At 70.7% G+C, this 21308-nt stretch carries 24 protein-coding genes and 4 tRNA genes; 8 read left to right on the top strand and 20 right to left on the bottom strand.

From position 1 onward, the window contains the following. Window positions 1–120: 120 nt before the first annotated feature. From nusG to ACIRD8_RS08130, 3 genes are all read right to left on the bottom strand, one after another. A complete protein-coding gene (nusG, locus tag ACIRD8_RS08120) occupies window positions 121–1017 on the bottom strand; it encodes a transcription termination/antitermination protein NusG (protein WP_403987830.1) in 897 nt (298 codons plus the stop codon). A 74-nt stretch (window positions 1018–1091) separates the two neighbouring features. Further along, on the bottom strand, window positions 1092–1379 hold the full coding sequence (secE, locus tag ACIRD8_RS08125) for a preprotein translocase subunit SecE (protein ID WP_031096325.1): 288 nt from the start codon (window positions 1377–1379) through the stop codon (window positions 1092–1094). Window positions 1380–1485: 106 nt separating this feature from the next. Next, window positions 1486–1558, bottom strand: a tRNA-Trp gene (locus tag ACIRD8_RS08130). 214 nt (window positions 1559–1772) lie between these two features. Between ACIRD8_RS08130 and ACIRD8_RS08135 the strand changes: the two genes are divergently transcribed. Together ACIRD8_RS08135 and ACIRD8_RS08140 are read left to right on the top strand one after the other, a co-directional pair. Next, a complete protein-coding gene (locus ACIRD8_RS08135) occupies window positions 1773–2999 on the top strand; it encodes a pyridoxal phosphate-dependent aminotransferase (protein WP_403987833.1) in 1227 nt (408 codons plus the stop codon). 124 nt (window positions 3000–3123) lie between these two features. Next, window positions 3124–4191, top strand: a complete 1068-nt coding sequence (locus ACIRD8_RS08140) for an adenosine deaminase (RefSeq protein ID WP_403987836.1) — start codon at window positions 3124–3126, stop codon at window positions 4189–4191. On the opposite strand, the gene ACIRD8_RS08145 is transcribed toward ACIRD8_RS08140, so the two are convergent. Then, window positions 4184–4765: a TetR/AcrR family transcriptional regulator gene (locus ACIRD8_RS08145; protein ID WP_403987839.1), complete on the bottom strand. Its 582-nt coding sequence runs from the start codon at window positions 4763–4765 to the stop codon at window positions 4184–4186. The two genes, ACIRD8_RS08140 and ACIRD8_RS08145, sit on opposite strands and share 8 nt — an antisense overlap. Before the next feature lie 89 nt (window positions 4766–4854). On the opposite strand from ACIRD8_RS08145, the gene ACIRD8_RS08150 reads away from it, so the two are divergent. Then, the gene (locus ACIRD8_RS08150; RefSeq protein WP_403987842.1) at window positions 4855–5490 is read left to right on the top strand and encodes an NAD(P)-dependent oxidoreductase; all 636 of its coding nucleotides are present in this window, start codon (window positions 4855–4857) and stop codon (window positions 5488–5490) included. 26 nt (window positions 5491–5516) lie between these two features. Here the strand turns inward: ACIRD8_RS08150 and ACIRD8_RS08155 are convergent, their stop codons facing one another. The 8 genes from ACIRD8_RS08155 to ACIRD8_RS08190 all read right to left on the bottom strand — a co-directional run bounded on the left by ACIRD8_RS08155 (window position 5517) and on the right by ACIRD8_RS08190 (window position 10265). Further along, complete coding sequence (locus ACIRD8_RS08155) at window positions 5517–6572, bottom strand: UDP-N-acetylmuramate dehydrogenase (RefSeq protein WP_403987844.1); 1056 nt, start codon at window positions 6570–6572, stop codon at window positions 5517–5519. A gap of 73 nt (window positions 6573–6645) precedes the next feature. Beyond that, a complete protein-coding gene (locus tag ACIRD8_RS08160; protein WP_403987847.1) occupies window positions 6646–8076 on the bottom strand; it encodes an MFS transporter in 1431 nt (476 codons plus the stop codon). Window positions 8077–8171: 95 nt separating this feature from the next. Continuing rightward, on the bottom strand, window positions 8172–8717 hold the full coding sequence (locus tag ACIRD8_RS08165; protein WP_403988681.1) for a TetR/AcrR family transcriptional regulator: 546 nt from the start codon (window positions 8715–8717) through the stop codon (window positions 8172–8174). Between the two features lie 118 nt (window positions 8718–8835). Then, on the bottom strand, window positions 8836–9264 hold the full coding sequence (locus tag ACIRD8_RS08170; RefSeq protein ID WP_403987850.1) for a MaoC family dehydratase: 429 nt from the start codon (window positions 9262–9264) through the stop codon (window positions 8836–8838). Beyond that, a complete protein-coding gene (locus ACIRD8_RS08175) occupies window positions 9264–9716 on the bottom strand; it encodes a MaoC family dehydratase N-terminal domain-containing protein (RefSeq protein WP_403987853.1) in 453 nt (150 codons plus the stop codon). The genes ACIRD8_RS08170 and ACIRD8_RS08175 overlap by 1 nt, the downstream gene beginning before the upstream one ends. 104 nt (window positions 9717–9820) lie before the next feature. After that, window positions 9821–9985, bottom strand: coding sequence for a 50S ribosomal protein L33 (gene rpmG, locus ACIRD8_RS08180; RefSeq protein ID WP_003956487.1), 165 nt, complete (start codon window positions 9983–9985; stop codon window positions 9821–9823). A gap of 89 nt (window positions 9986–10074) precedes the next feature. Continuing rightward, a tRNA-Met gene (locus ACIRD8_RS08185) sits at window positions 10075–10147 on the bottom strand. A gap of 45 nt (window positions 10148–10192) precedes the next feature. Then, window positions 10193–10265: transfer RNA gene (locus ACIRD8_RS08190), tRNA-Thr, on the bottom strand. Between the two features lie 296 nt (window positions 10266–10561). On the opposite strand from ACIRD8_RS08190, the gene ACIRD8_RS08195 reads away from it, so the two are divergent. The 4 genes from ACIRD8_RS08195 (at window position 10562) to ACIRD8_RS08210 (ending at window position 14474) form a co-directional block, all read left to right on the top strand. Further along, window positions 10562–11785 carry an amidohydrolase family protein gene (locus tag ACIRD8_RS08195; RefSeq protein WP_403987856.1) on the top strand — a complete coding sequence of 408 codons (1224 nt, stop codon included), beginning with the start codon at window positions 10562–10564 and terminating at the stop codon, window positions 11783–11785. A 34-nt stretch (window positions 11786–11819) separates the two neighbouring features. After that, on the top strand, window positions 11820–12476 hold the full coding sequence (locus ACIRD8_RS08200; protein WP_403987859.1) for an SDR family oxidoreductase: 657 nt from the start codon (window positions 11820–11822) through the stop codon (window positions 12474–12476). Window positions 12477–12551: 75 nt separating this feature from the next. Then, a complete protein-coding gene (locus ACIRD8_RS08205) occupies window positions 12552–13754 on the top strand; it encodes an MFS transporter (RefSeq protein WP_403987861.1) in 1203 nt (400 codons plus the stop codon). A gap of 75 nt (window positions 13755–13829) precedes the next feature. Continuing rightward, on the top strand, window positions 13830–14474 hold the full coding sequence (locus tag ACIRD8_RS08210; protein WP_403988683.1) for a DNA alkylation repair protein: 645 nt from the start codon (window positions 13830–13832) through the stop codon (window positions 14472–14474). A 29-nt stretch (window positions 14475–14503) separates the two neighbouring features. Here ACIRD8_RS08210 and ACIRD8_RS08215 read toward each other — a convergent pair whose 3' ends face one another. Then, window positions 14504–14818 (bottom strand): hypothetical protein, encoded by a 315-nt coding sequence (locus tag ACIRD8_RS08215; protein WP_403987864.1) that lies wholly within the window; start codon window positions 14816–14818, stop codon window positions 14504–14506. A gap of 141 nt (window positions 14819–14959) precedes the next feature. Further along, window positions 14960–15041 (bottom strand) — tRNA-Tyr (locus ACIRD8_RS08220). Between the two features lie 164 nt (window positions 15042–15205). Here ACIRD8_RS08220 and ACIRD8_RS08225 point away from each other — a divergent pair. After that, the gene (locus ACIRD8_RS08225) at window positions 15206–15694 is read left to right on the top strand and encodes a YajQ family cyclic di-GMP-binding protein (RefSeq protein WP_099173874.1); all 489 of its coding nucleotides are present in this window, start codon (window positions 15206–15208) and stop codon (window positions 15692–15694) included. Window positions 15695–15791: 97 nt separating this feature from the next. Here ACIRD8_RS08225 and ACIRD8_RS08230 read toward each other — a convergent pair whose 3' ends face one another. The 6 genes from ACIRD8_RS08230 to ACIRD8_RS08255 all read right to left on the bottom strand — a co-directional run bounded on the left by ACIRD8_RS08230 (window position 15792) and on the right by ACIRD8_RS08255 (window position 21303). After that, entirely contained in the window at window positions 15792–16064 is a 273-nt protein-coding gene (locus ACIRD8_RS08230) for a GlsB/YeaQ/YmgE family stress response membrane protein (RefSeq protein ID WP_053930260.1), read from the bottom strand. Between the two features lie 80 nt (window positions 16065–16144). Beyond that, entirely contained in the window at window positions 16145–16537 is a 393-nt protein-coding gene (locus ACIRD8_RS08235) for a YccF domain-containing protein (RefSeq protein WP_403987868.1), read from the bottom strand. Further along, window positions 16534–17397: a zinc metalloprotease HtpX gene (gene htpX / locus ACIRD8_RS08240; protein ID WP_403987871.1), complete on the bottom strand. Its 864-nt coding sequence runs from the start codon at window positions 17395–17397 to the stop codon at window positions 16534–16536. The genes ACIRD8_RS08235 and htpX overlap by 4 nt, the downstream gene beginning before the upstream one ends. Before the next feature lie 218 nt (window positions 17398–17615). Then, a complete protein-coding gene (gene mscL, locus ACIRD8_RS08245; protein ID WP_403987874.1) occupies window positions 17616–18080 on the bottom strand; it encodes a large conductance mechanosensitive channel protein MscL in 465 nt (154 codons plus the stop codon). A gap of 116 nt (window positions 18081–18196) precedes the next feature. Further along, window positions 18197–19756 carry an NADH-quinone oxidoreductase subunit N gene (locus ACIRD8_RS08250; RefSeq protein WP_403987877.1) on the bottom strand — a complete coding sequence of 520 codons (1560 nt, stop codon included), beginning with the start codon at window positions 19754–19756 and terminating at the stop codon, window positions 18197–18199. Continuing rightward, window positions 19753–21303 (bottom strand): NuoM family protein, encoded by a 1551-nt coding sequence (locus ACIRD8_RS08255; RefSeq protein WP_403988685.1) that lies wholly within the window; start codon window positions 21301–21303, stop codon window positions 19753–19755. Before ACIRD8_RS08255 ends, ACIRD8_RS08250 begins: the two co-directional genes overlap by 4 nt. Window positions 21304–21308: the final 5 nt, after the last annotated feature.

A 21308-nucleotide genomic window follows, 5' to 3' on the forward strand; every position in this document is an offset into this window, starting at 1 on the left:
GCATACCGCACAACGATAACGGGTATAGCTGCGCGACCAAAAACCGAGCAGGTCAGACCGGCTGCGAAGCCTGTCTGACCTGCTCGGTAGGCATGTGTCCAGGAACGGGCGGTGAGGCCGTCAGTTCTTCTGGATCTGGTCGAAGCTGAGCTCGACCGGGGTCTCGCGACCGAAGATCTCGACGAGGCCCTTGACCTTCTTCGAGTCGGCGTTGATCTCGTTGATCGTCGCCTGCAGGGTCGCGAACGGGCCGTCGGTGACGGTGACCGAGTCGCCCACCTCGAAGTCCAGGACCTGGACCTCGACCTTGCGGGCCGGAGCCGGCTTGCCCTCGGCCTCGGCCGCCTCGCGGGCCGCCTTCTCCTCGGCCTCGGGGGCGAGCATCTTGACGATCTCGTCCAGGGTCAGCGGGTACGGGTCGTAGGCGTTGCCCACGAAGCCGGTGACGCCGGGCGTGTTACGGACAACACCCCAGGACTCGTTCGTCAGGTCCATGCGCACCAGGACGTAACCCGGGAGCTTGTTCTGACGGACGTTCTTCCGCTCACCGTTCTTGATCTGGACGATCTCTTCCTCGGGCACCTCGGCCTGGTAGATGAAGTCCTCGACGTTGAGCGAGACGGCGCGCTGCTCCAGGTTGGCCTTCACGCGCTTCTCGTAACCGGCGTACGTGTGGATGACGTACCACTCGCCGGGAAGTCCACGCAGCTCGTCACGGAGGGCGGCCACGGCGTCGACGGGGGAGGCCGGCTCGGCCTCCTCGGCGTCGTCCTCTGCCTCGTCCTCGGCGGACTCGGCGGCCTCTTCGTCCTCGTCGGACTCGACCTCTGCGGCGTCCTCGTCGGACTCGACCCGTACGGCGTCCTGCTCGGCGGGCTCACCCGCGGCGGCGTCAGCAGCGTCGACCTGGTCCGGGGCCACGGCATCCGCCGCCTCGACGATGTCGAGCTCGTCCTCGGCGGACTCGACGGCGCTCGCCGTGGGCTCGGCGTCGTCGTTCAGGTTCGGGTCAGACACGATGGCTGCTTCTTCCTGGATACAAATGGGTGGAACATGCGAAAGGGGCGCCGATGAGGCGCCCTCCGCGGGGATCAGCCGAAGACGTACTTGATGACCCGCGCAAATCCGAAGTCAATCACGGTGACGAGACCGATCATGACGACCACGAACACGATCACCACGGCCGTGTACGTCGACAGCTGGCTGCGCGTAGGCCATACGACCTTGCGGAGCTCGGCGACGATCTGGCGGTAGAACAGCGCGAGACGGCCCAGAGGGCCCTTCTTGCCGCGCTTGCCGCCCTTCCGGGTCTTCTTCTTCGACTCGGGGGCTTCGTCCTCGGCATCAGGCATGTCGATGGAGCCCACGGCGTCCGTCACGCTACTCACCTGATTCCGGGTCGTGGCCGTGCCGCGCCCGGTGGAGCCGCACGGCGGTGCATTGAAGTACGTACATGCGCACACATCCTGGCGAAGGAGTGTGTAGCAGGGCCGGAGGGACTTGAACCCCCAACCGCTGGTTTTGGAGACCAGTGCTCTACCAATTGAGCTACGACCCTTTGTGGTTTCCACCAACCTACCGCATCCTCCCCGGCGGGCCGGTCGGGAAAAACGGTGTGGCTGATGAAGGCCAACGACAGGTGAGTGTACGTGTTCATGGGCGCTGCGTCGAACAGACAACTACCGACCGGTCCTGTCCGGATGCTGTCCGAGTGCTGTCCGGTCCCTGAAACCCCTGTGCCGAGGGGATTTCCGGTCTGCGAGCATGGGGGCATGAGCGCTGCAACTTCTCCGTCCGAGCGCCGGGTCTCGGCCCGCATCGGTGCCATCTCCGAGTCCGCCACCCTCGCCGTCGACGCCAAGGCCAAGGCCCTCAAGGCCGCCGGACGTCCGGTGATCGGTTTCGGCGCCGGTGAGCCCGACTTCCCGACCCCCGGTTACATCGTGGACGCCGCCATCGAGGCGTGCCGCAACCCGAAGTACCACCGCTACACCCCGGCGGGCGGGCTCCCCGAGCTCAAGGCCGCCATCGTGGCGAAGACGCTGCGCGACTCCGGCTACGAGATCGACGCCTCCCAGGTCCTGGTGACCAACGGCGGCAAGCAGGCCATCTACGAGGCCTTCGCCGCGGTCCTCGACCCGGGCGACGAGGTCATCGTCCCCGCCCCGTACTGGACGACCTACCCCGAGTCCATCCGTCTCGCCGGCGGTGTCCCGGTCGAGGTCGTGGCCGACGAGACCACCGGCTACCGGGTTTCCGTGGAGCAGCTCGAAGCGGCGCGCACCGAGCGCACGAAGGTCGTCCTGTTCGTCTCCCCGTCCAACCCGACGGGCGCCGTCTACAGCGAGGCCGAGACCGAGGCGATCGGCCGCTGGGCCGTCGAGCACGAGCTCTGGGTGATGACGGACGAGATCTACGAGCACCTGGTCTACGGGGGCGCGGCCGCCGCCTCGCTCCCCGCGGTCGTGCCCGAGCTGCGGGACAAGTGCATCGTGGTCAACGGTGTCGCCAAGACGTACGCCATGACCGGCTGGCGGGTCGGCTGGATCATCGGCCCGAAGGACATCGTGAAGGCCGCGACCAACCTGCAGTCGCACGCCACGTCCAACGTGAACAACGTCGCGCAGGCCGCCGCGCTCGCCGCGGTCTCCGGTCCGCTGGACGCAGTCGCCGAGATGGGCACCGCCTTCGACCGCCGCCGTAAGACGATCGTGCGCATGCTCAACGAGATCGACGGCGTGTTCTGCCCCGAGCCCGAGGGCGCGTTCTACGTGTACCCGTCGGTGAAGGGGCTGCTCGGCAAGGAGATCCGCGGCAAGCGCCCGGCGGACTCCGTCGAGCTCGCGGCCCTCATCCTGGACGAGGCCGAGGTGGCCGTGGTGCCGGGCGAGGCGTTCGGTACGCCGGGTTACCTGCGGCTGTCCTACGCGCTGGGCGACGACGACCTCGTCGAGGGCGTCTCCCGGCTCCAGAAGCTGCTGGGCGAGGCCCGCGACTGACGCGGAACCTCCACCTGAGTGATGTGGCCCCCGGCTCCGGCCGGGGGCCACTTTTTTGTTCGACGGGTAACTCACAAGGGAATCCGGCTACCGCCGGGCCCCTCGGGTGCGGCAAGATCGATCGATGGAGCGTGACGTACGGCTGTTGCCCAAGGCCCACCTGCACCTGCACTTCACCGGGTCGATGCGGCCCACGACCCTGCTCGAACTCGCGGACAAGTACGGCGTGCATCTGCCCGATGCCCTGACCGGTGGTGAGCCGCCCAGGCTGCGGGCCACCGACGAGCGCGGCTGGTTCCGCTTCCAGCGCCTCTACGACATCGCCCGGTCCTGCCTCCGCTCGCCGGAGGACATCCAGCGGCTGGTGCGCGAGACCGCCATGGAGGACGTGGCGGACGGTTCGGGGTGGCTGGAGATCCAGGTCGACCCCACTTCGTACGCCCCGCTGCTCGGAGGGCTCATCCCGGCGATCGAGGTCATCCTGGACGCCGTGGACCGTGCGGCCCGCGACACCGGGCTCGGGATCCGGGTGGTGATCGCGGCGAACCGGATGAAGCACCCGCTGGACGCCCGCACGCTGGCCCGGCTCGCCGTGCGGTACGCGGACCAGGGTGTCATCGGCTTCGGCCTCTCCAACGACGAACGCCGCGGTATGGCCCGCGACTTCGACCGCGCCTTCGCCATCGCCCGCGAGGGCGGTCTGCTGGCGGCCCCGCACGGCGGCGAGCTCTCCGGCCCCTCCAGCGTCCGGGACTGTCTGGACGACCTCGACGCGGCCCGGATCGGGCACGGCGTCCGCGCGGCCGAGGACCCCAGGCTGCTGCGCAAGCTGGCGGAGCGCGGGGTGACCTGCGAGGTCTGCCCGGCGTCCAACGTGGCGCTCGGCGTCTACGAGAAGCCCGCCGATGTACCCCTGCGCACTCTGTTCGACGCGGGGGTGCCGATGGCGCTCGGCGCGGACGATCCGCTGCTCTTCGGTTCCCGGCTGGCCGCGCAGTACGACCTCGTACGCCGTCATCACGCGTTCACCGACGAGGAACTCGCCGAGCTGGCGCGGCAGTCCGTGCGGGGCTCGGTGGCGCCCGTGGAGGTGCGGGCGAAGCTGCTGGACGGGATCGACGCGTGGCTGGCTAGTGCCGCGTCAGCCAAGGTTTGCGCCGGGGCGAACCTTGGCTGCCGCGGCGCTAGCTGATGCCGCCCAGGAGGGTGCGCGCGAGGGATGCGGCGAAGTCGTCCAGTGACTGCGGGGCGGCGCCCACCTCGTAGGCGAAGGCGCGCTGCGCGCAGGCGCCCAACAGCAGGGAGGCGGCCGCGTAGGTGTCGGCCCCGGGGCTGATACGGCCCGCCCGCTGTTCGGCCCGGAGATAGGCGTCGAGGCCCTGGATCGGCAGGTGGGGGCCTGTGCCCATCTCGCGCATCGCCGCTTCGTGACGGCGCTTGAGCTGCGGCTCGGCGTACAGCGAGGCGAGCACCGGGAAGGTCTGCTGGTAGAAGAGCGCGGCCTGGCGGGCGACCTCGGTGAGGTTCTGTTCCAGGTCCCCCTTGCCCGCCTCCAGATCGCCGAGGAGCGGGCCCAGTCTCGGCATGCGTTCGCCGAGCACGGTCACGAAGAGCTCCTCCTTGCTCGCGAAGTACTTGTAGAGCGCGGCCTCGGAACATCCGGCGGCCTTGGCGATCTCTTTCGTCGTCGTCCGCGCGAGGCCGATGCCGAGCATGAGCTCATGGGCCGCATCGACGATGCGGACGCGGGCCGGCTTCTGCTCCATGGATGCTCCAGCAAGGCTTGACGAAGGGGTGAGTGTCCGCTCACCCTATGGGTAAGTGAATACTCACCCACTCAGGAGGGGCGTGCGCGATGAGGCTCACAGTGTTCGGGGCGACGGGGGCAGTCGGCCAGGAGGTCGTGCGGCAGGCGCTGGCGGCGGGGCACGAGGTGACGGCGGTGGTCCGCGATCCCGCTCTGCTCCCGGAGGGGCTCCGTGGTGCCGCCCTGCACGCGGTCGTGCCGCTGGGCGACGAGGCGGCCGTACGGGAGGCGGTGGCGGGGCGGGACGCCGTGCTCTCCGGGCTCGGGGCGCGGGGCCGTAAGGCCGGCGATGTCGCGGAGCGGCTCACCGGGCGGGTGCTGGAGGCGATGGAGGCGGAGGGGGTGCGGCGACTGCTGGTCGTGAGCGCGGCCCCGGTCGGCCCGGAGCCGGCGGACGACCCGCTGCTGGACCGTGCGGTCCGCAGGGTGATCGGCACGGTCCTCAAGGAGGTGTACGCCGATCTGGCGCGCATGGAGGCCGCGTTGGCCGCGAGCGCGACGGACTGGACGTCGGTGCGGCCGCCGAAGCTGACGAACGGGCCGCTGACGGGGGCGTACCGGACGGTCGTGGGAGGCACCCCGCGCAGCGGCCGGTCCATCGCGCGGGCCGATGTGGCCCACGCGATGCTGGCCCTGATCGACGAGCCGGCCGCGGTGAAGCAGGGTGTGGGCGTCGCCTACTGAGCCCGGGCTCGGGCCCGGGCTCGGGCTTACAGGCTGACGCCCACCGTCACCGGCTCGTTGACGAGGGTGACCCCGAAGGCCTCCTGGACCCCGGCGACGACCTCGCGGGCCAGGGCCAGCAGGTCCTCGGTGGTCGCGTCGCCCCGGTTGGTGAGGGCGAGCGTGTGCTTGGTGGAGATGCGCGCGGGGCCCGCGCCGTACCCCTTGGTGAAGCCCGCCTTGTCGATGAGCCAGGCCGCCGAGGTCTTCACCCGGCCGTCGCCGGCGGGGTAGGCCGGGGGCGTGACGTCCGCGCCCAGGCGCTCGGCAGCGCGGGCGAGGAAGAGCGCGTGCTGCGCCTCGTCGAGGATCGGGTTGGTGAAGAAGGACCCGGCCGACCAGGTGTCGTGGTCCTCCGGGTCGAGCACCATGCCCTTGCCCGCCCTCAGCCGGAGGACGGTTTCGCTGGCGGAGGCGGCGGGAACGCGGTCACCCTGTTCGACGCCCATGGCCCTGGCCGTCTCGGGGTAGCGCAGCGGCGCGGACCGTCCGCCCGCGTCCTCCAGCCCGAACCGCACCCGGAGCACGACGAAGCGGTCGGGTTCGGCCTTGAAACGGCTGTGGCGGTACGAGAACGCGCAGGCCTCGTTCGGGAGGGTGACCGTCTCCCGGGTGTGCCGGTCGTAGGCGACGACCTCGGTGATGACCGAGGACACCTCCTGCCCGTAGGCGCCGACGTTCTGGATCGGTGTCGCCCCGGCGGACCCGGGGATCCCGGCGAGGCACTCGATCCCGGCCAGTCCCGCCTCGACCGTACGGGCCACGGCGTCGGTCCAGACCTCGCCGGCGGCGAGTTCGAGCGCCGTACCGGAGAGCTCGAAGCCCTTGGTAGCGATGCGCAGGGCCGTTCCGTCGAAGCCCTTGTCGCCGATGACCAGGTTGGAGCCGCCGCCGATGACCAGGAGCGGGGTGCCGCTGTCGTCGGCCTCGCGTACGGCGGCGATCACCTCCGCGTCGGTGGTGGCCGTCAGGAGGCGGCTGGCCGGGCCGCCGAGGCGGAAGGTGGTCAGGGGGGCGAGGGGGGCGTCGTGGAGTTCCTGCACGGGGACAAGAGTACGGTCCACGTCCCGGGGGCGGGCCATGGACCGTACGGACCGTACGCGTGCGGACCGGAGGTCACGCGGCGACGGGGACACGCTCCTCGGCGGCCTCGGGCGCCTGGCCGGGCTTCGGCCCGCGGCGCGGGATGAGCAGGGCCATGAGCGCTGCGAGCGCCACCACACCGGCGCCGATCCACAGGGCCGGCACGGTCCCGTCGGTGAAGGCCTGCGGGGAGCCGTATCCGCCCTGGGCGGAGAAGACCGCGGCCAGTACGGCGACCCCGAGGGCCCCGCCGACCTCACGCAGGGCGTTGTTGGCCCCGGAGGCGATGCCCTGCTCCCCCGGCCGGACGCTGGACATCACGAGGCTGGCGGCGGGCGCGAAGTACATGGCCATGCCGACGCCGCCGACGATCAGGCCGGGCAGCTGGGCCGTGTAGGCGACGTCCGGCTCCAGGACCGTGGCGAAGAGGCCGAGGCCCACCGCCTGGAGGAAGAGGCCGGTCACCACCACGGGGCGGCCGCCGAACCGGTCGGAGAGATATCCGGCGACGGGCGCGACGAGCATCGGCATCCCCGTCCACGGGAGCATCCGCAGGCCCGCCTCGGTCGGCGAGTACCCCAGCACGTTCTGGAGGAACTGACTGAGCAGGAAGATCGAGCCGAACATGCCCAGGAACATCAGCAGGCTCGCCGTGTTGATCCCGAAGAAGGCGCGGTCGCGGAAGAGCCGCATGGGCAGGACCGGGTTCTTCGCGCGGAACCCGTGGCGGACGAAGACGCCCAGGAGGAGCGTCCCCGCGATCAGGCCGGTCAGCACGAGCGGGTCGGTCCAGCCGTCGCTCGTGCTGCTGACGAGCGCGTAGACGATGCCGAAGAGGCCGCCGCTGACCAGGACGGTGCCGGGCACGTCGAGCTTGGCCTCGGGGGCGTACGACTCGGCCAGCCGCAGGCGTGCCAGGGGCAGGAGGACCAGGCCGACCGGGACGTTCAGCCAGAAGATCCACTGCCAGGAGATGTGTTCGGTGAGGCTCCCGCCGATCAGGGGGCCGCTGGCGACGGCGAGTCCGGTGACCGCGCCGAAGAAGCCGAGGGCCATGCCGCGCCTGGCGGGCGGGACGGCGGCGGTGAGCAGGGTGAGGGTGAGCGGCATCATGACCGCGGCTCCGACGCCCTGGACGGCGCGGAAGGCGATGAGTTCCTCGATGCCCGGCGAGAGGGCGGCGGCCGCGGAGGCCGCGGTGAAGACCGAGAGGCCGGCCAGGAACAGCCGGCGCCGGCCGAAGCGGTCACCGAGCGCGGCGCCCGTCATCAGCAGGACCGCGAAGGTGAGGGTGTAGGCGTTCACCGTCCACTCGAGCTCCTCCAGCCGGCCTCCGAGGCTCTCGCGGATGGACGGCAGGGCGGTGGTGACGACGAGGTTGTCGAGCGCCGCCATGAAGCCGGCGACGCTCGTGATGACGAGGGCCCAGACGGCTCCCCCGCGACCGGATGTTTGCTGCTTCACTGCATCCCCCCAGGGATTAGTTATCAATGACTAACTTGAGCGGGCAAAAAGCGGTCACCCCTCCGGGCCGGCCCCGGACGGACCCGCCCGCAGGGTCACTTCGGCCTGGCCGCGAGATGGAAGCCGGACCACACGCGATGACCGGCCGGGAAGCCCAGCGAGGCCAGCGTGTTGATGAGCATTCCGTACGCCAGGAACGACGTGGTCTCCTCCTGGTCCGCCCCCAGCACGAGGTGGAGCGCGTCCCACATCTCCACCCAGCCGAGCCGCAGACGCTCACCGAACTCGTGGTCACCCGCCGCTTCGGCCGCCGCGACGGCCGCGTACATCTGCATCTGCATCAGCAGCTTGTCGGGGTCGTCCACGATCAGCCACTGGTACGCCGCGGCCAGCGCCTGGGACGCCTCCTCCCCCTCCAGCCCCTCGGCCGCCCGCAGGAACACCTCCCGGGTGTCGGCGAGGCACCGCTCGGACGCCGCGAGGAAGATGGCCTGCTTGCTGGGGAAGAGGCGGAACAGATACGGCTGCGAGACACCGACGCGCTTGGCGATCGCCTCCGTCGAGGTGCCGTTGTACCCACTGCGGGCGAATTCCGCGACCGCCGCACGTACGACGCTCTCCCGCCTGTCCTCCGCGCTCATCCTTGCCATGGCAGTAAGTTATTGGTCACTCACTAACATGTCAAGGGCGGCGTCCGCGCGGAAACCGAGGGCGGAGGGGCGCCGTCCGGGGCGCCCCTCCGCTCGGTGGTGCTTCCGCTCAGGCGAGGCGGACGACGGCGCGGGACATGCCCAGCACCTTCTTGGCGTCGCTCGTCACCGTCAGGTCGACGCGCACGAGGTTGTCGTCCAGCTTCGCGGCGACCTTGCCGCTGACCTCGATCAGCGCGCCGGTGTCGTCGTTCGGCACGACGACCGGCTTGGTGAACCGGACCCCGTACTCGACGACCGCGCCCGGGTCACCGGCCCAGTCCGTGACCACCCTGACCGCCTCGGCCATGGTGAACATGCCGTGCGCGATCACGTCCGGCAGGCCGACCTCGCGCGCGAACTTCTCGTTCCAGTGGATCGGGTTGAAGTCACCGGAGGCGCCCGCGTACTGCACCAGCGTCGCCCGGGTCACCGGGAACGACCGCGCCGGCAGCTCCGTACCGACCTCGACCGCCCCGTAAGCGATGGTCGCCGTCATCACGCCTCCTCGGCGGCTCGCGCCACCAGCTTCGTCCACGCGGTCACCACGTGCTCACCGGACTCGTCGTGCACCTCGCCGCGGATGTCCAGGATGTCGTTGCCCGCCATCGACTTGATGCCCTCGATGGTCGAGGTGACCGTCAGCCGGTCCCCCGCCCGCACGGGGCGCACATAGGCGAACTTCTGGTCACCGTGCACCACACGGCTGTAGTCCAGCCCCAGCTGCGGGTCCTGGACGACCTGGCCCGCCGCCCTGAAGGTGATCGAGAAGACGAACGTGGGCGGGGCGATCACATCCGCGTACCCCAGTGCCTTGGCGGCCTCCGGATCCACGTACGCGGGATTGGTGTCACCCACCGCCTCCGCGAACTCCCGGATCTTCTCCCGGCCGACCTCGTACGCCGGGGTGGGCGGATAGGTCCGCCCAACGAAGGACTGGTCGAGCGCCATGAGCCCGGTACCTCCTGGTGAAAGTCGAATAGGGCGAGAAACACACCCCCATACAACGACACGAGGCCGCCCCCAGTGGGGACGGCCTCGTGTACGAGCCTGTTTCAGCGCGTTTCGCGGTGCGCGGTGTGAGAGTTGCAGCGCGGGCAGTGCTTCTTCATCTCAAGACGGTCCGGGTTGTTACGCCGGTTCTTCTTGGTGATGTAGTTCCGCTCCTTGCACTCCACGCAGGCCAGCGTGATCTTCGGGCGGACGTCGGTGGCAGCCACGTGAGTGCTCCTTGGACGGACGGATGGACGGATGAACGCAAAAAAGAGTAGCCGATCGAAGGACCGACCCCACAATCGGCTACCGTTAGTAGCGGTGACCGGACTTGAACCGGTGACACAGCGATTATGAGCCGCTTGCTCTACCGACTGAGCTACACCGCTTTGATGCCGGGCTTCCCCGCCGAAGCGGGGTTACCCGATCACCAGAGCCCCAATGCGGAATCGAACCGCAGACCTTCTCCTTACCATGGAGACGCTCTACCGACTGAGCTATTGGGGCGAGCGAGGAAGACATTACACGGTCTGTCGCCGATCGCCCAAATCCGTTTCCGCGGCCCTCACCGGACCCCCGCGCACCCCCCGGGCCGACCCCGCCACGGACCCCCTGATCAGGCCCTTGATCAGCCGGTACGCCACCCACGGGGACGCACCCCCCGGGCCCTGCGGCGCCCCTCTCCCCCGCCGCCCCACGAGGCCACATTCGTACGACTAATTCGCCCCTCCTCGGAGCGGGCAGGGGCCCGTCCTAGGCTCGGCGCACCTGCGTGATCCTGCCTTCCTCCCAGGAGCGGTGCGATGCCCGAAAGCCCCGGCGGGACGCCGGCGCTCCTGCTCGGCGGAGCCCTGCTCACGGACGGGCGCGCCGTCGACGTACGGATCGCCGGGCCGCGCATCGAGGCCGTCGGCACGGCGGGCAGCCTCACCACCCAGGGGACCCGCCTGGACCTGCGCGGGTACCTCCTGCTCCCCGCCCCCGCCGAGCCCCACGCCCACGCCGACACCGCGCTCACCGGCACCGCGGCGGGCCCGCCGTCCCACCGCCCCGAGGACGTACGGCGCCGTGCCACCGAGGCCGCGCTGCTCCAGCTCAGCCACGGGGCCACCGCGCTGCGCGCCCATGTGCGCGTCGGCGACGTACAGGGCCTCGGCCCCCTGGAAGGCGTCCTGGCGGCCCGCCGGACCCTCCGGGACCTCACCGAGCTGACCGCCGTCGCCGTGCCCCGACTCCTGACGGGTGTCGCGGGCGCCGACGGCCTCGCCGCGCTCCGCGACGCCGTGGACATGGGGGCGGGCGTGATCGGCGGCTCCCCCGACCTCGACCCCGACCCGTCCGGCCACACGGAAGCGGTCCTGGAACTCGCCGCCGCCCACGGGCTCCCCGTCGATCTGCACACGGACGGTGACGACCCCGCCCGCCTCGCCCGGCTGACGGCCATGGCCGGCGGTCTCCGCCCCGGCGTCTCCCTCGGGCCCTGTGCGGGCCTCTCACGGCTTCCCGGCGACGAGGCGGCCCGCACCGCCGACCGGCTCGCCGCCGCCGGTGTGACCGTGGTCTGCCTCCCCCAGGGCGGCTGCTCCGGCGCCCGGCTGCGGGGCACCCCGCCGGTACGGCTGCTGCGGGCCGCCGGGGTGCGGGTGGCCGCGGGCGGCGGAGCCCTGCGCGACGGCTTCAACCCCGTCGGCCGCGGCGACCCCCTGGAGGCGGCGTACCTGCTGGCCTCGCAGGAGGGCCTCTCCCCCGAACACGCCTACGACGCCGTCTCCGGCACCGCCAGAGCGGCCCTGGGCCTGCCCGGGGTGCGCGTCGAGGCCGGCTTCCCCGCCGAACTGCTCGCCGTGCGCGGCGACAACCTGGCCGGGGCGCTCTCCCTCGCGTACAGCAGGATCGTGGTGCACCGGGGACGGGTGGTGGCGCGGACCAGTGCCGTACGCGAGTATCGGGACTCCGGGACCGCCGCGGCCGCCCTCGGTCTCCCCCGTCAGGGACGCACCGATTCCGGCCCCTGCGGCGGGCCTTGAGCACGAGCGCTCCCCGCGGCGTACGGTCGGAAGCATGCGCATTGTCATTGCAGGTGGACATGGTCAGATCGCGCTGCGGCTCGGGCGGCTGCTCGCCGCGCGCGGTGACGAAGCGGTGGGTGTCATCCGCAACCCGCAGCAGAGCGAGGACCTCAGGGCGGCGGGGGCCGAGCCCGCCGTCCTCGACCTCGAATCGGCGTCCGTCGAGGAGGTGGCCGAGGTCCTGCGAGGGGCGGACGCCGCGGTCTTCGCGGCCGGCGCCGGCCCGAACAGCGGTTCGACACGCAAGGACACGGTGGACCGCGGAGCGGCCGTGCTCTTCGCGGACGCGGCGGAACGCGCGGGGGTGCGGCGCTACGTCGTGGTGTCCTCCATGGGCGCCGACCCCGACCACCGGGGCGACGAGGTGTTCGACATCTACCAGCGGGCCAAGGGCGAGGCGGACGCGTACGTACGCTCCAGGAGCGGCCTGGACTGGACGGTCCTGCGCCCCGGAATGCTCACGAACGACGCCGGGACCGGCCAGGTCCTGCTCGCCGCCTCGACGGGCCGCGGCCCCGTCCCCCGCGACGACGTGGCGGCGGTGCTGCTGGAGCTGCTGGACACCCCGGCGACGGCGGGGCTGACGCTGGAACTGATCAGCGGGAGCAAGCCCGTGGCCGTCGCGGTGAAGGACGTCGCGGGGAACTGAGGCCCGGGGCGGCCGACGCCCCGCGGCGCGAGGCGTTGCCGCCTGCCGGAGCGCCCGCGGGATAGCGTCGGCCGCATGGCCGGTGTCCTTGATCGCCGAGGTTGGCTCCCCTGCTTTCTCAGTGGGGCGGTGTTCGCCGTATGCATGGCGGGCACGACCCTGCCGACCCCGCTGTACAGCCTCTACCAGGACGAACTCGGGTTCTCCGAGCTGATGGTGACCGTCGTGTACGCCGTCTACGCCTTCGGCGTCATCGGGGTGCTCCTGCTGGCGGGCAACGCCTCCGACGCGGTCGGCAGACGGCCCGTACTGCTGGTGGGCCTGGGCTGCGCGGCGGCGAGCGCCGTCTGCTTCCTGTGCGCCACCGCCCTGGGCTGGCTCTTCGCGGGGCGGCTGCTGTCGGGCCTCTCGGCCGGGCTGTTCACCGGGGCGGCCACCGCGTACGTCATGGAGCTGGCGCCCGGTCAGGGCTCGCCCCGCGCCTCGTTCGTGGCGACGGCCGCCAACATGGGCGGCCTCGGCTGCGGTCCGCTGCTCGCCGGAATCCTCGCCCAGTACGCACCCTGGCCGCTCCATCTGCCGTTCATCGTGCACATGGTGCTGGTGGCCGCTTCGGTGCTCCTCCTGCTCGGCCTGAGGGAGACCGTGGCCGAGCGGCGCCCGTTGAGGACCGTACGGCCGCAGCGCCCCGGGGTGCCACCACAGGTGCGGGCGGTGTTCCGGCCCGCGGCACTCGCCTCGTTCGTGGGGTTCGCCCTGTTCGGGGTGTTCACCTCGGTGAGTCCGGCGTTCCTCTCCGAGTTCCTGGACGTGGACAACCACGCCGTGGGCGGGCTGATCGTCGCCCTGGCCTTCTTCGCCTCGGTCGCCGGGCAGTCGGCGGTGGGCAGGATCGGCGAGCAGCGCTCACTGCCGCTGGGCTGTGTCGGCCTCCTCGGCGGGCTGGCACTGCTCGCGGCTGCGATCTGGTGGCAGCTCCTGCCTCTGATCGTGCTGAGCGCGCTCCTGGGCGGTGCGGGGCAGGGGCTGGCATTCCGGGCGGCCCTGTCGCAGGTGGCCGCTACGTCGCCCGAGGGCGGACGGGCGGCGGTGATCTCGACGCTGTTCGTGGTGGCGTACGCGGGCATTTCGCTGCCGGTGATCGGGGTGGGCATCCTCTCGGACCACATCGGGCTCCAGGACGCGGGGCTCGTCTTCATCGCGAGCATGGCCGTCCTGGTCGCGTGGGCCGGTCTGCACCTCCTGCGGCGCCCGGCCGGGGCGGACTCCGGGTCGTAGGGTGAATGCCCACGCGAGGGACAGGAGACCGAGGTGGCCGGAACGACGCCGAGCGGGACGACGGTGACCGAGGTGATGGCCGAGCTGGCCGCGCTCGAGGATCCGAGGATCCGCGACGTGAACGAGAGGCACGGCGACGACCACGGGGTGAACCTCGGCAAGCTGCGCGCGCTCGCGAAGCGGCTGAAGACGCAACAGGAACTGGCCCGCCGGCTCTGGGAGACGGAAGACACCGCGGCGCGGCTGCTGGCGCTCCTGATCTGCCGCCCCAAGGCGTTCGAGCGCGACGAGCTGGACGCCATGCTGCGCGGGGCGCGCACCCCCAAGGTGCACGACTGGCTCGTCGGCTACGTGGTGAAGAAGAGCCCGCACGCCGAGGAACTGCGCCTGGCCTGGTCCGCCGATCCGGACCCGGTGGTCGCGAGTGCCGGCTGGGCGCTGACGACGGAACGCGTGGCGAAGAGGCCCGAGGGCCTCGACCTCGCGGGGCTGCTCGACACCGTCGAGGCGGAGATGAAGACCGCCCCGGACCGTCTGCAGTGGGCGATGAACCACTGCCTGGCCCAGATCGGCATCTCGCACGAGGAGCACCGCGCCCGGGCGCTCGGCATCGGTGAGCGCCTGGAGGTGCTGAAGGACTACCCGACGTCCCCGGGCTGCACGTCCCCGTACGCGCCGGTCTGGATCACCGAGATGGTGCGGCGACAGCATGACGCTTAGGGGCCACGTGCGCGCTGCTGCCAGGGGCGTCAGCCGCGCTCCGGGTGGTCCGCCTCCCCGACGGCTTCGGCCCCTTCGACGTCTTCGGCCCCTTCGGCCCCGGCGCGACGACGGCCCATCAGGGCGGTCCCCGCGATCACCATGCCGATGGCGATGACCTTGGCGGCCTGGTAGTAGCCGGTCCACAGCTCATCCAGGGTACCGGGCAGCCGGAAGAAGACCCACGCCGCCCCGAGCCCCCCGACGACGATCAGCACGAGGGCCCCCCACGCCCCGAGGTCCGCCCACCAGGGCGCGGGGCCGTAACCCTGCTCGTCGGTCCGCTCAACGTCCTTGTGGGTCACGGTCGGTGCTCCTGTTGCCTGTGGGACGGCGATCACCAGGAAAGACGCAGGCCGGGCGCGGGCGGTTCACCGTACGTCGCACACACGCAGAAACCCCGCCCGACCTGCGGTTAAGCAGATCGGACGGGGTTTCCCGTCCTGTGGCGGCGCCAGGGTTCGAACCTGGGTAGGCTGAGCCGGCAGATTTACAGTCTGCTCCCTTTGGCCACTCGGGCACACCGCCTGGAACGACGCGTCGGATCCCGGTGAGGGGTCCTTGGCGACGTCGTAAACGATACCTGATGCCCAGGGGTGCTACGCCACCTGATTGATCAGCACCGGGCGCGCGCGGGGGTGGCTAGGCTTTGTCCGTACCCCCAACGCATACGACGCAAGGAGCCACACGTCATGGCCGACTCCAGTTTCGACATCGTCTCGAAGGTCGAGCGGCAGGAGGTCGACAACGCCCTCAACCAGGCCGCCAAGGAGATCTCCCAGCGCTACGACTTCAAGGGCACGGGCGCGTCGATCTCCTGGTCCGGCGAGAAGATCCTGATGGAGGCGAACGGCGAGGAGCGGGTCAAGGCGATCCTCGACATCTTCCAGTCCAAGCTGATCAAGCGCGGGATCTCCCTGAAGTCGCTGGACGCGGGTGAGCCGCAGCTTTCCGGCAAGGAGTACAAGATCTTCGCCTCGATCGAGGAGGGCATCTCCCAGGAGAACGCCAAGAAGGTGGCGAAGATCATCCGCGATGAGGGCCCGAAGGGCGTCAAGGCGCAGGTCCAGGGCGAGGAGCTGCGGGTCAGCTCCAAGAGCCGGGACGACCTGCAGGCGGTGCAGGCGCTGATCAAGGGCAAGGACCTCGACTTCGCGGTGCAGTTCGCCAACTACCGGTAGACGGGTCGCTGCCGTGGCAGCGGACAGGCGCGCGGGGCGGGGCATGCCGGTCGGCATGGCCCGCCCCGTAGCCGTTTCCGGAGGCTGTACGGGCGCGTCAGCGGCGGTCGCGGGAGTTGCCGAAGAGCAGCCTGTAGGCGATCAGCAGGACCAGGGATCCGGCGATGGCGGCGACCCAGGTGGCCGTGTCGTAGAAGTCCGTGCTGATGGGGCGGTCCAGGAAGCGGGACGACAGCCAGCCGCCCAGGAAGGCCCCCACGATGCCGATGAGGGTCGTGCCGATGATGCCACCGGGGTCGCGGCCCGGCAGAAGAAACTTGGCTATGGCTCCGGCCAGCAGCCCGAGGATGATCCAACTGATGATGCTCATGTTCGCCTACCTACCCGTCACTTGTTCCTGCAAGCCAGGACGCCTGTACGGGTGGGTGCGGTTGCCTGCCGGGCCGGTGGTCAGTGCCCGACGAGCGGCTGGTCCGTGCGGACGATCTCCTTGCCGAAGGGCATCAGCGAGACCGGGATGAGCTTGAAGTTCGCGATGCCCAGCGGGATGCCGATGATCGTGACGCACAGGGCGATGCCGGTGAAGATGTGGCCGAGCGCGAGCCACCAGCCGGCCAGGATGACCCAGAGGACGTTCCCGATGAGGGAGCCGCCGCCTGCGTCACGGCGGTCGACGACGGTGCGGCCGAAGGGCCAGAGCGCGTAGACGCCGATGCGGAACGCGGCCACGCCGAAGGGGATGCCGATGATCGTGATGCAGAGCAGGAGCCCCGCGGCGATGTAGCCCAGGAACATCCACAGCCCGCACAGGACCAGCCAAATGACGTTCAGGATTGCGTTCATGGTCGATACCCTGCCATCTGCTCGAGTCGGGAGATGCGTTCGGCCATGGGCGGGTGGGTGGAGAACATCTTGGACATGCCCTGGCCGGGACGGAACGGGTTCGCGATCATCATGTGGCTCGCGGTCTCGATCCGTGGTTCGGGTGGGAGCGGAAGCTGTTTCGTGCCGGCGTCGAGCTTGCGCAGCGCGGACGCCAGGGCGAGCGGGTCCCCGGTGAGCTGGGCCCCGGACGCGTCGGCCTGGTACTCACGGGAACGGCTCACGGCGAGCTGGATCACGGAGGCGGCGAGCGGGCCGAGGATCATGACCAGGAGCATCCCGAGGAGGCCCGGGCCGTCGTCGTCGTCCGAGCGGCCCACGGGAATGAGCCATGCGAAGTTGACCAGGAACATGACGACCGAGGCGAGGGCGCCCGCGACGGACGAGATGAGGATGTCGCGGTTGTAGACATGGCTCAGTTCGTGGCCGAGGACGCCGCGCAGCTCGCGCTCGTCGAGGATCTGGAGGATCCCCTCGGTGCAGCACACCGCCGCGTTGCGCGGGTTGCGGCCGGTCGCGAAGGCGTTGGGTGCCTGCGTCGGGGAGATGTAGAGCCGGGGCATGGGCTGGCGGGCCGCCGTGGAGAGCTCGCGGACGGTGCGGTAGAGCTGCGGCGCTTCGAATTCGCTGACCGGGCGTGCCCGCATGGCGCGCAGGGCGAGCTTGTCGCTGTTCCAGTACGCGTAGGCGTTGGTGGCGAGCGCGACGAGGAGCGCGACGATCAGGCCGGTCCGCCCGAAGAAGCTGCCGATGACGATGATGAGGGCCGAGAGGCCCCCGAGGAGTACAGCGGTTTTCAGCCCGTTGTGCCGGCGGTGCACGGTACGCCCTCCAAGTGGTGCAGCAGGGGAACCCTTGCTCGGTGGTGCTCCACTCCCCAGTGGAGCCTCCCGTACAGGTCAACGCGAGGCGACGGGAGCTAGTTCCCTTGTGCGAGGTGGCCGGGGGCACAGGCAGCAGGGGCGGATCCGGATGGATCCGCCCCTGGGCCGTACGGGTGGTGTCGCCTGTCGCGGGCCTCTGGGGCCGCGGCGGCGGTTCAGCGCTGGGCGGGGAGCCCTGCGAGCGCGCGGGCTTCCGGGTCCGGCTCGACGTCGCTGGTGCAGTGGGCGCAACGGGTGGCGATGGAGGGGATCTCGCTGTAGCAGCGGGGGCAGTCGCGCAGGGCGGCCTTGATGTCGGCCTGCTTCTCTTCTTCCTTGGTGGTGAAGCGGTTCTGGACCTTGGCCATGGGGACGACGACCAGGAAGTAGAGCACGGCGGCGGTGATGAGGAAGGCGATGGCGGCACTGATGAACAGGCCGTAGGGGAAGGTCACGCCGTCGATATCGTAGGAGGCCTTGCTGAAGTCTCCGGTGCCGCGGGTGAAGAGTCCGATCAGCGGCACGATGAACGCCTTGGTGAAACCGGTGACCACGGCGGTGAAGGCGGCTCCGACGGCGAGGCCGATCGCCATGGAGATGACGTTCCCGCGGAGGATGAAGTCCTTGAACCCGTTCAGCACCGCTCTGGCTCCTCTGTGCTCTTCTTGTGTGCTCGTCCTGCGCGCTCCGTTGCGTGACGCGTGCACGCATGACCATGCCCTGTGCGTGGCTCCACGGGCAAGCCGGTCGGAGCCGGTCAGAAGAGGCTGAGGGTGGCGAAACGGAGGATGAGCTGGGGAGCACCGGAGAGTGTGATTCCGGCTACGGCGGTGAGGGCGATCGCCAGGGTGACCGGGGCGGGGATCCGGTGCCCGGAGGCGGCGGGGGCCTCGTCGGAGGCCGGGGACGGCTCCGGGGCCCTGAAGAGCGCGGCGGTCCACTGAAGGTAGTAGTACAAGGCGATCACTACGTTGACGGCCATGACGACGGCGAGCCAGCCGAGCCCCGCGTCGACGGCCGAGGAGAAGACCGTGACCTTCGCGAAGAGGCCGATGATGCCGGGCGGCAGGCCGGCCAGGCAGAGCAGGAAGAAGCCCATGGCGAGCGCGGCCAGGGGGCGCGTCGCGTACAGGCCCCGGTAGTCGCTGAGGCGGTTGCCGGGGTGCGTACGGGCGACGAGGGCGGCCACCGCGAAGGCGCCGAGGTTCACCACGGCGTACATGAGGGCGTAGGCGACGGTCGAGCCGATCTGGGCGTCGCTGGAGTACGCGGCGGCGGCGATCGGGACGAGGAGGTAGCCGGCCTGGCCGACGGACGACCAGGCGAGGAGGCGTACGGCGCTCCGGGCGCGGGTGGCGGTCTGCCGGAGCGCGGCGAGGTTGCCGACGGTCATGGTGAGCGCGGCGAGGAAGGCCAGGGCAGGGCCCCAGACGTCGGCGTACGACGGGAAGCCGATTACCGTGACGAGGACGATGCCGGAGAAGCCGACCGCCTTGCCGACGACGGAGAGGTAGGCCGCGATGGGGAGCGGGGCGCCCACGTAGGTGTCGGGGACCCAGAAGTGGAAGGGGGCGGCGGCCGTCTTGAAGGCGAAGCCGACGAGGGTGAGGACGACGCCCGCCTCGGCGAGGGTGGAGAGCTGTCCCGGTACGTCGTCGAGGCGGGCGGCGATCTCCGTGAGGTGCAGGGTGCCGGTGGCCGCGTAGACGAAGCTGACGCCCAGGAGCATGACGGCGGTGGCGACGACGGAGGACAGGAAGAACTTCAGGGCCGCTTCGGAGGAGCGGCGGTCGCCGCGCTTGATGCCGACGAGGGCGAAGGCGGGGAGCGAGGCGACTTCGAGGGCGACGACGAGGGTGGCGAGGTCCCGGGCGGCGGGCAGGAGCGCGGCTCCGGCGGCGGAGGACAGCAGCAGGAACCAGAACTCGCCCGCGGGGAGCTTGCGGGTGTCGCCGATCGAGAGCAGTGCGGTGAGCAGGGCTCCGCCGAGCACGAGTGCCTGGATGACCAGGGCGAAGTGGTCGGCGGTGTAGCTGCAGGCATGGACGGTGCCGGTGCCGGTGCCGGTGCCGGTGCCGGTGAGGCAGAAGGTGGAGCGGTCCCCGGCGCGCAGCGGTACGAGCATGGCGAGCGCGGCGACGAGGCCGGCGATGGCTCCGTAGCCGAGGAGCGGCTTGCGGCGTTCTCCGACGAAGAGGTCGGCGACGAGGACGAGCAGGGCCGCGGACGCCACGATGACGGGGGGTGCGATCGCGAGCCAGTCGACGGACTGGACGAGGCTTGCCGCCCCTGTTGCGCTGTCGGCTGCCACGGTCACGACTTGCCTCCTGCGAGGAGCTTCTGCACGGCCGGGTCGGTGAGGCCGAGGAGGACGGCGGGCCAGAGTCCGGCGAGGACGGTCAGGGCGGCGAGCGGGGTCCAGGCGGCGAATTCGTAGCGCTGGATGTCGGCGACCGGGTGCGGCTGCTCACGGTTCTCGCCCATGCAGACGCGGCGTACGACGATCAGCATGTACGCGGCTGTGAGCAGGGTGCCGAGCGCGCCGATGGACATGAAGGTGAGGAAGGCGGGGCGGCTGAGTCCTTCGGCGGGGTCGAAGGCGCCGAACAGGGTGAGCATCTCGCCCCAGAACCCGGCGAGGCCGGGGAGCCCGAGCGAGGCGACGGCGGCGAAGGCGAGGAGGCCGCCGAGGCGGGGCGCACGGCCGTAGAGGGCGGCCCCGGTGGCGCCGGACAGGGTGTCGAGGTCCGCGGTGCCGTAGCGGTCCTTGACGGCACCGACCAGGAAGAACAGCAGGCCGGTGATGAGGCCGTGGGCGATGTTCGCGAAGAGCGCGCCGTTCACGCCGGTGGGGGTCATGGTCGCGATGCCGAGGAGTACGAAGCCCATGTGGCCCACGGAGGAGTAGGCGATCAGGCGCTTGAGGTCGCCCTTGGCGCCGGGGCGGGCGAGGGCGAGGCAGGCGAGGGATCCGTAGATGATCCCGACGACGGCGAAGGCGGCGAGGTACGGCGCGAAGGTCTGCATCCCGTCGGGGGTGCCGGGGAGCAGGATGCGGACGAAGCCGTACGTGCCCATCTTCAGCAGTACGCCGGCGAGGAGGACAGATCCGACGGTCGGCGCCGCGGTGTGGGCGTCGGGGAGCCAGCTGTGCAGGGGCCACATCGGGGTCTTCACGGCCAGGCCGATCCCGACGGCCAGTACGGCGATGACCTGCACGGATGTGGTGAGGCCTCGGCCGTTGTCAGTGGCGAGTGCCACCATGTCGAAGGTGCCGCTCTTCAGTCCGATGAGGAGCAGCCCGAGCAGCATGATCACGGAGCCGAGCAGCGTGTAGAGGATGAACTTCCAGGCGGCGGGCTGTTTCCGGTCGCCGCCCCAGCGGGCGATGAGGAAGTACATCGGGATGAGGACCATCTCGAAGGCCAGGAAGAACAGCAGCAGGTCGAGGACGGCGAAGGTCGCGAGGGTGCCGGACTCCAGGACGAGGACGAGCGCGACGAGGGCCTTCGGGGAGGGGCCCGCGGGGGGCTTGAAGTAGCTGTGGAGCGCGCAGAGGAAGGTCAGCAGCGCGGTCAGCACGAGGAGGGGGAGCGAGATGCCGTCGGTACCGAGGTGGATCCGGACGTCGAGTGCCGGGATCCAGCTGATGTCCGTGGTGGCCTGCATCTTCGACGGGTGGTCGTGGTCGAAGCCCGCGGCCAGGACGAGTGCGGCGAGGAGCACGGCGCCGGTGACAGTCACGCCGTGGCGGAGCACGGCCTGGTCGGGGTTCCTGCCCTTGAGCCCGGGAGGGGCGGGCAGGAGGGCCCCGGCCGCGCCGAGGAGCGGGGCGACGACGATGAACGCCAGAAGGAACTGCATCACGG

This window comes from Streptomyces sp. NPDC102451, from assembly GCF_044765485.1.
GTDB lineage: Bacteria > Actinomycetota > Actinomycetes > Streptomycetales > Streptomycetaceae > Streptomyces.

Coding starts and splice junctions, on each gene's coding strand:
- ACIRD8_RS08135 (WP_403987833.1), top strand. CDS start 1,773: ATGAGCGCTGCAACTTCTCCGTCCGAGCGCCGGGTCTCGGCCCGCATC.
- ACIRD8_RS08145 (WP_403987839.1), bottom strand. CDS start 4,765: ATGGAGCAGAAGCCGGCCCGCGTCCGCATCGTCGATGCGGCCCATGAG.
- ACIRD8_RS08195 (WP_403987856.1), top strand. CDS start 10,562: ATGCCCGAAAGCCCCGGCGGGACGCCGGCGCTCCTGCTCGGCGGAGCC.
- ACIRD8_RS08200 (WP_403987859.1), top strand. CDS start 11,820: ATGCGCATTGTCATTGCAGGTGGACATGGTCAGATCGCGCTGCGGCTC.
- ACIRD8_RS08230 (WP_053930260.1), bottom strand. CDS start 16,064: ATGAGCATCATCAGTTGGATCATCCTCGGGCTGCTGGCCGGAGCCATA.
- ACIRD8_RS08165 (WP_403988681.1), bottom strand. CDS start 8,717: ATGAGCGCGGAGGACAGGCGGGAGAGCGTCGTACGTGCGGCGGTCGCG.
- ACIRD8_RS08170 (WP_403987850.1), bottom strand. CDS start 9,264: ATGACGGCGACCATCGCTTACGGGGCGGTCGAGGTCGGTACGGAGCTG.
- ACIRD8_RS08255 (WP_403988685.1), bottom strand. CDS start 21,303: ATGCAGTTCCTTCTGGCGTTCATCGTCGTCGCCCCGCTCCTCGGCGCG.
- ACIRD8_RS08150 (WP_403987842.1), top strand. CDS start 4,855: ATGAGGCTCACAGTGTTCGGGGCGACGGGGGCAGTCGGCCAGGAGGTC.
- ACIRD8_RS08205 (WP_403987861.1), top strand. CDS start 12,552: ATGGCCGGTGTCCTTGATCGCCGAGGTTGGCTCCCCTGCTTTCTCAGT.
- ACIRD8_RS08175 (WP_403987853.1), bottom strand. CDS start 9,716: ATGGCGCTCGACCAGTCCTTCGTTGGGCGGACCTATCCGCCCACCCCG.
- ACIRD8_RS08225 (WP_099173874.1), top strand. CDS start 15,206: ATGGCCGACTCCAGTTTCGACATCGTCTCGAAGGTCGAGCGGCAGGAG.
- ACIRD8_RS08235 (WP_403987868.1), bottom strand. CDS start 16,537: ATGAACGCAATCCTGAACGTCATTTGGCTGGTCCTGTGCGGGCTGTGG.
- ACIRD8_RS08210 (WP_403988683.1), top strand. CDS start 13,830: ATGGCCGAGCTGGCCGCGCTCGAGGATCCGAGGATCCGCGACGTGAAC.
- ACIRD8_RS08140 (WP_403987836.1), top strand. CDS start 3,124: ATGGAGCGTGACGTACGGCTGTTGCCCAAGGCCCACCTGCACCTGCAC.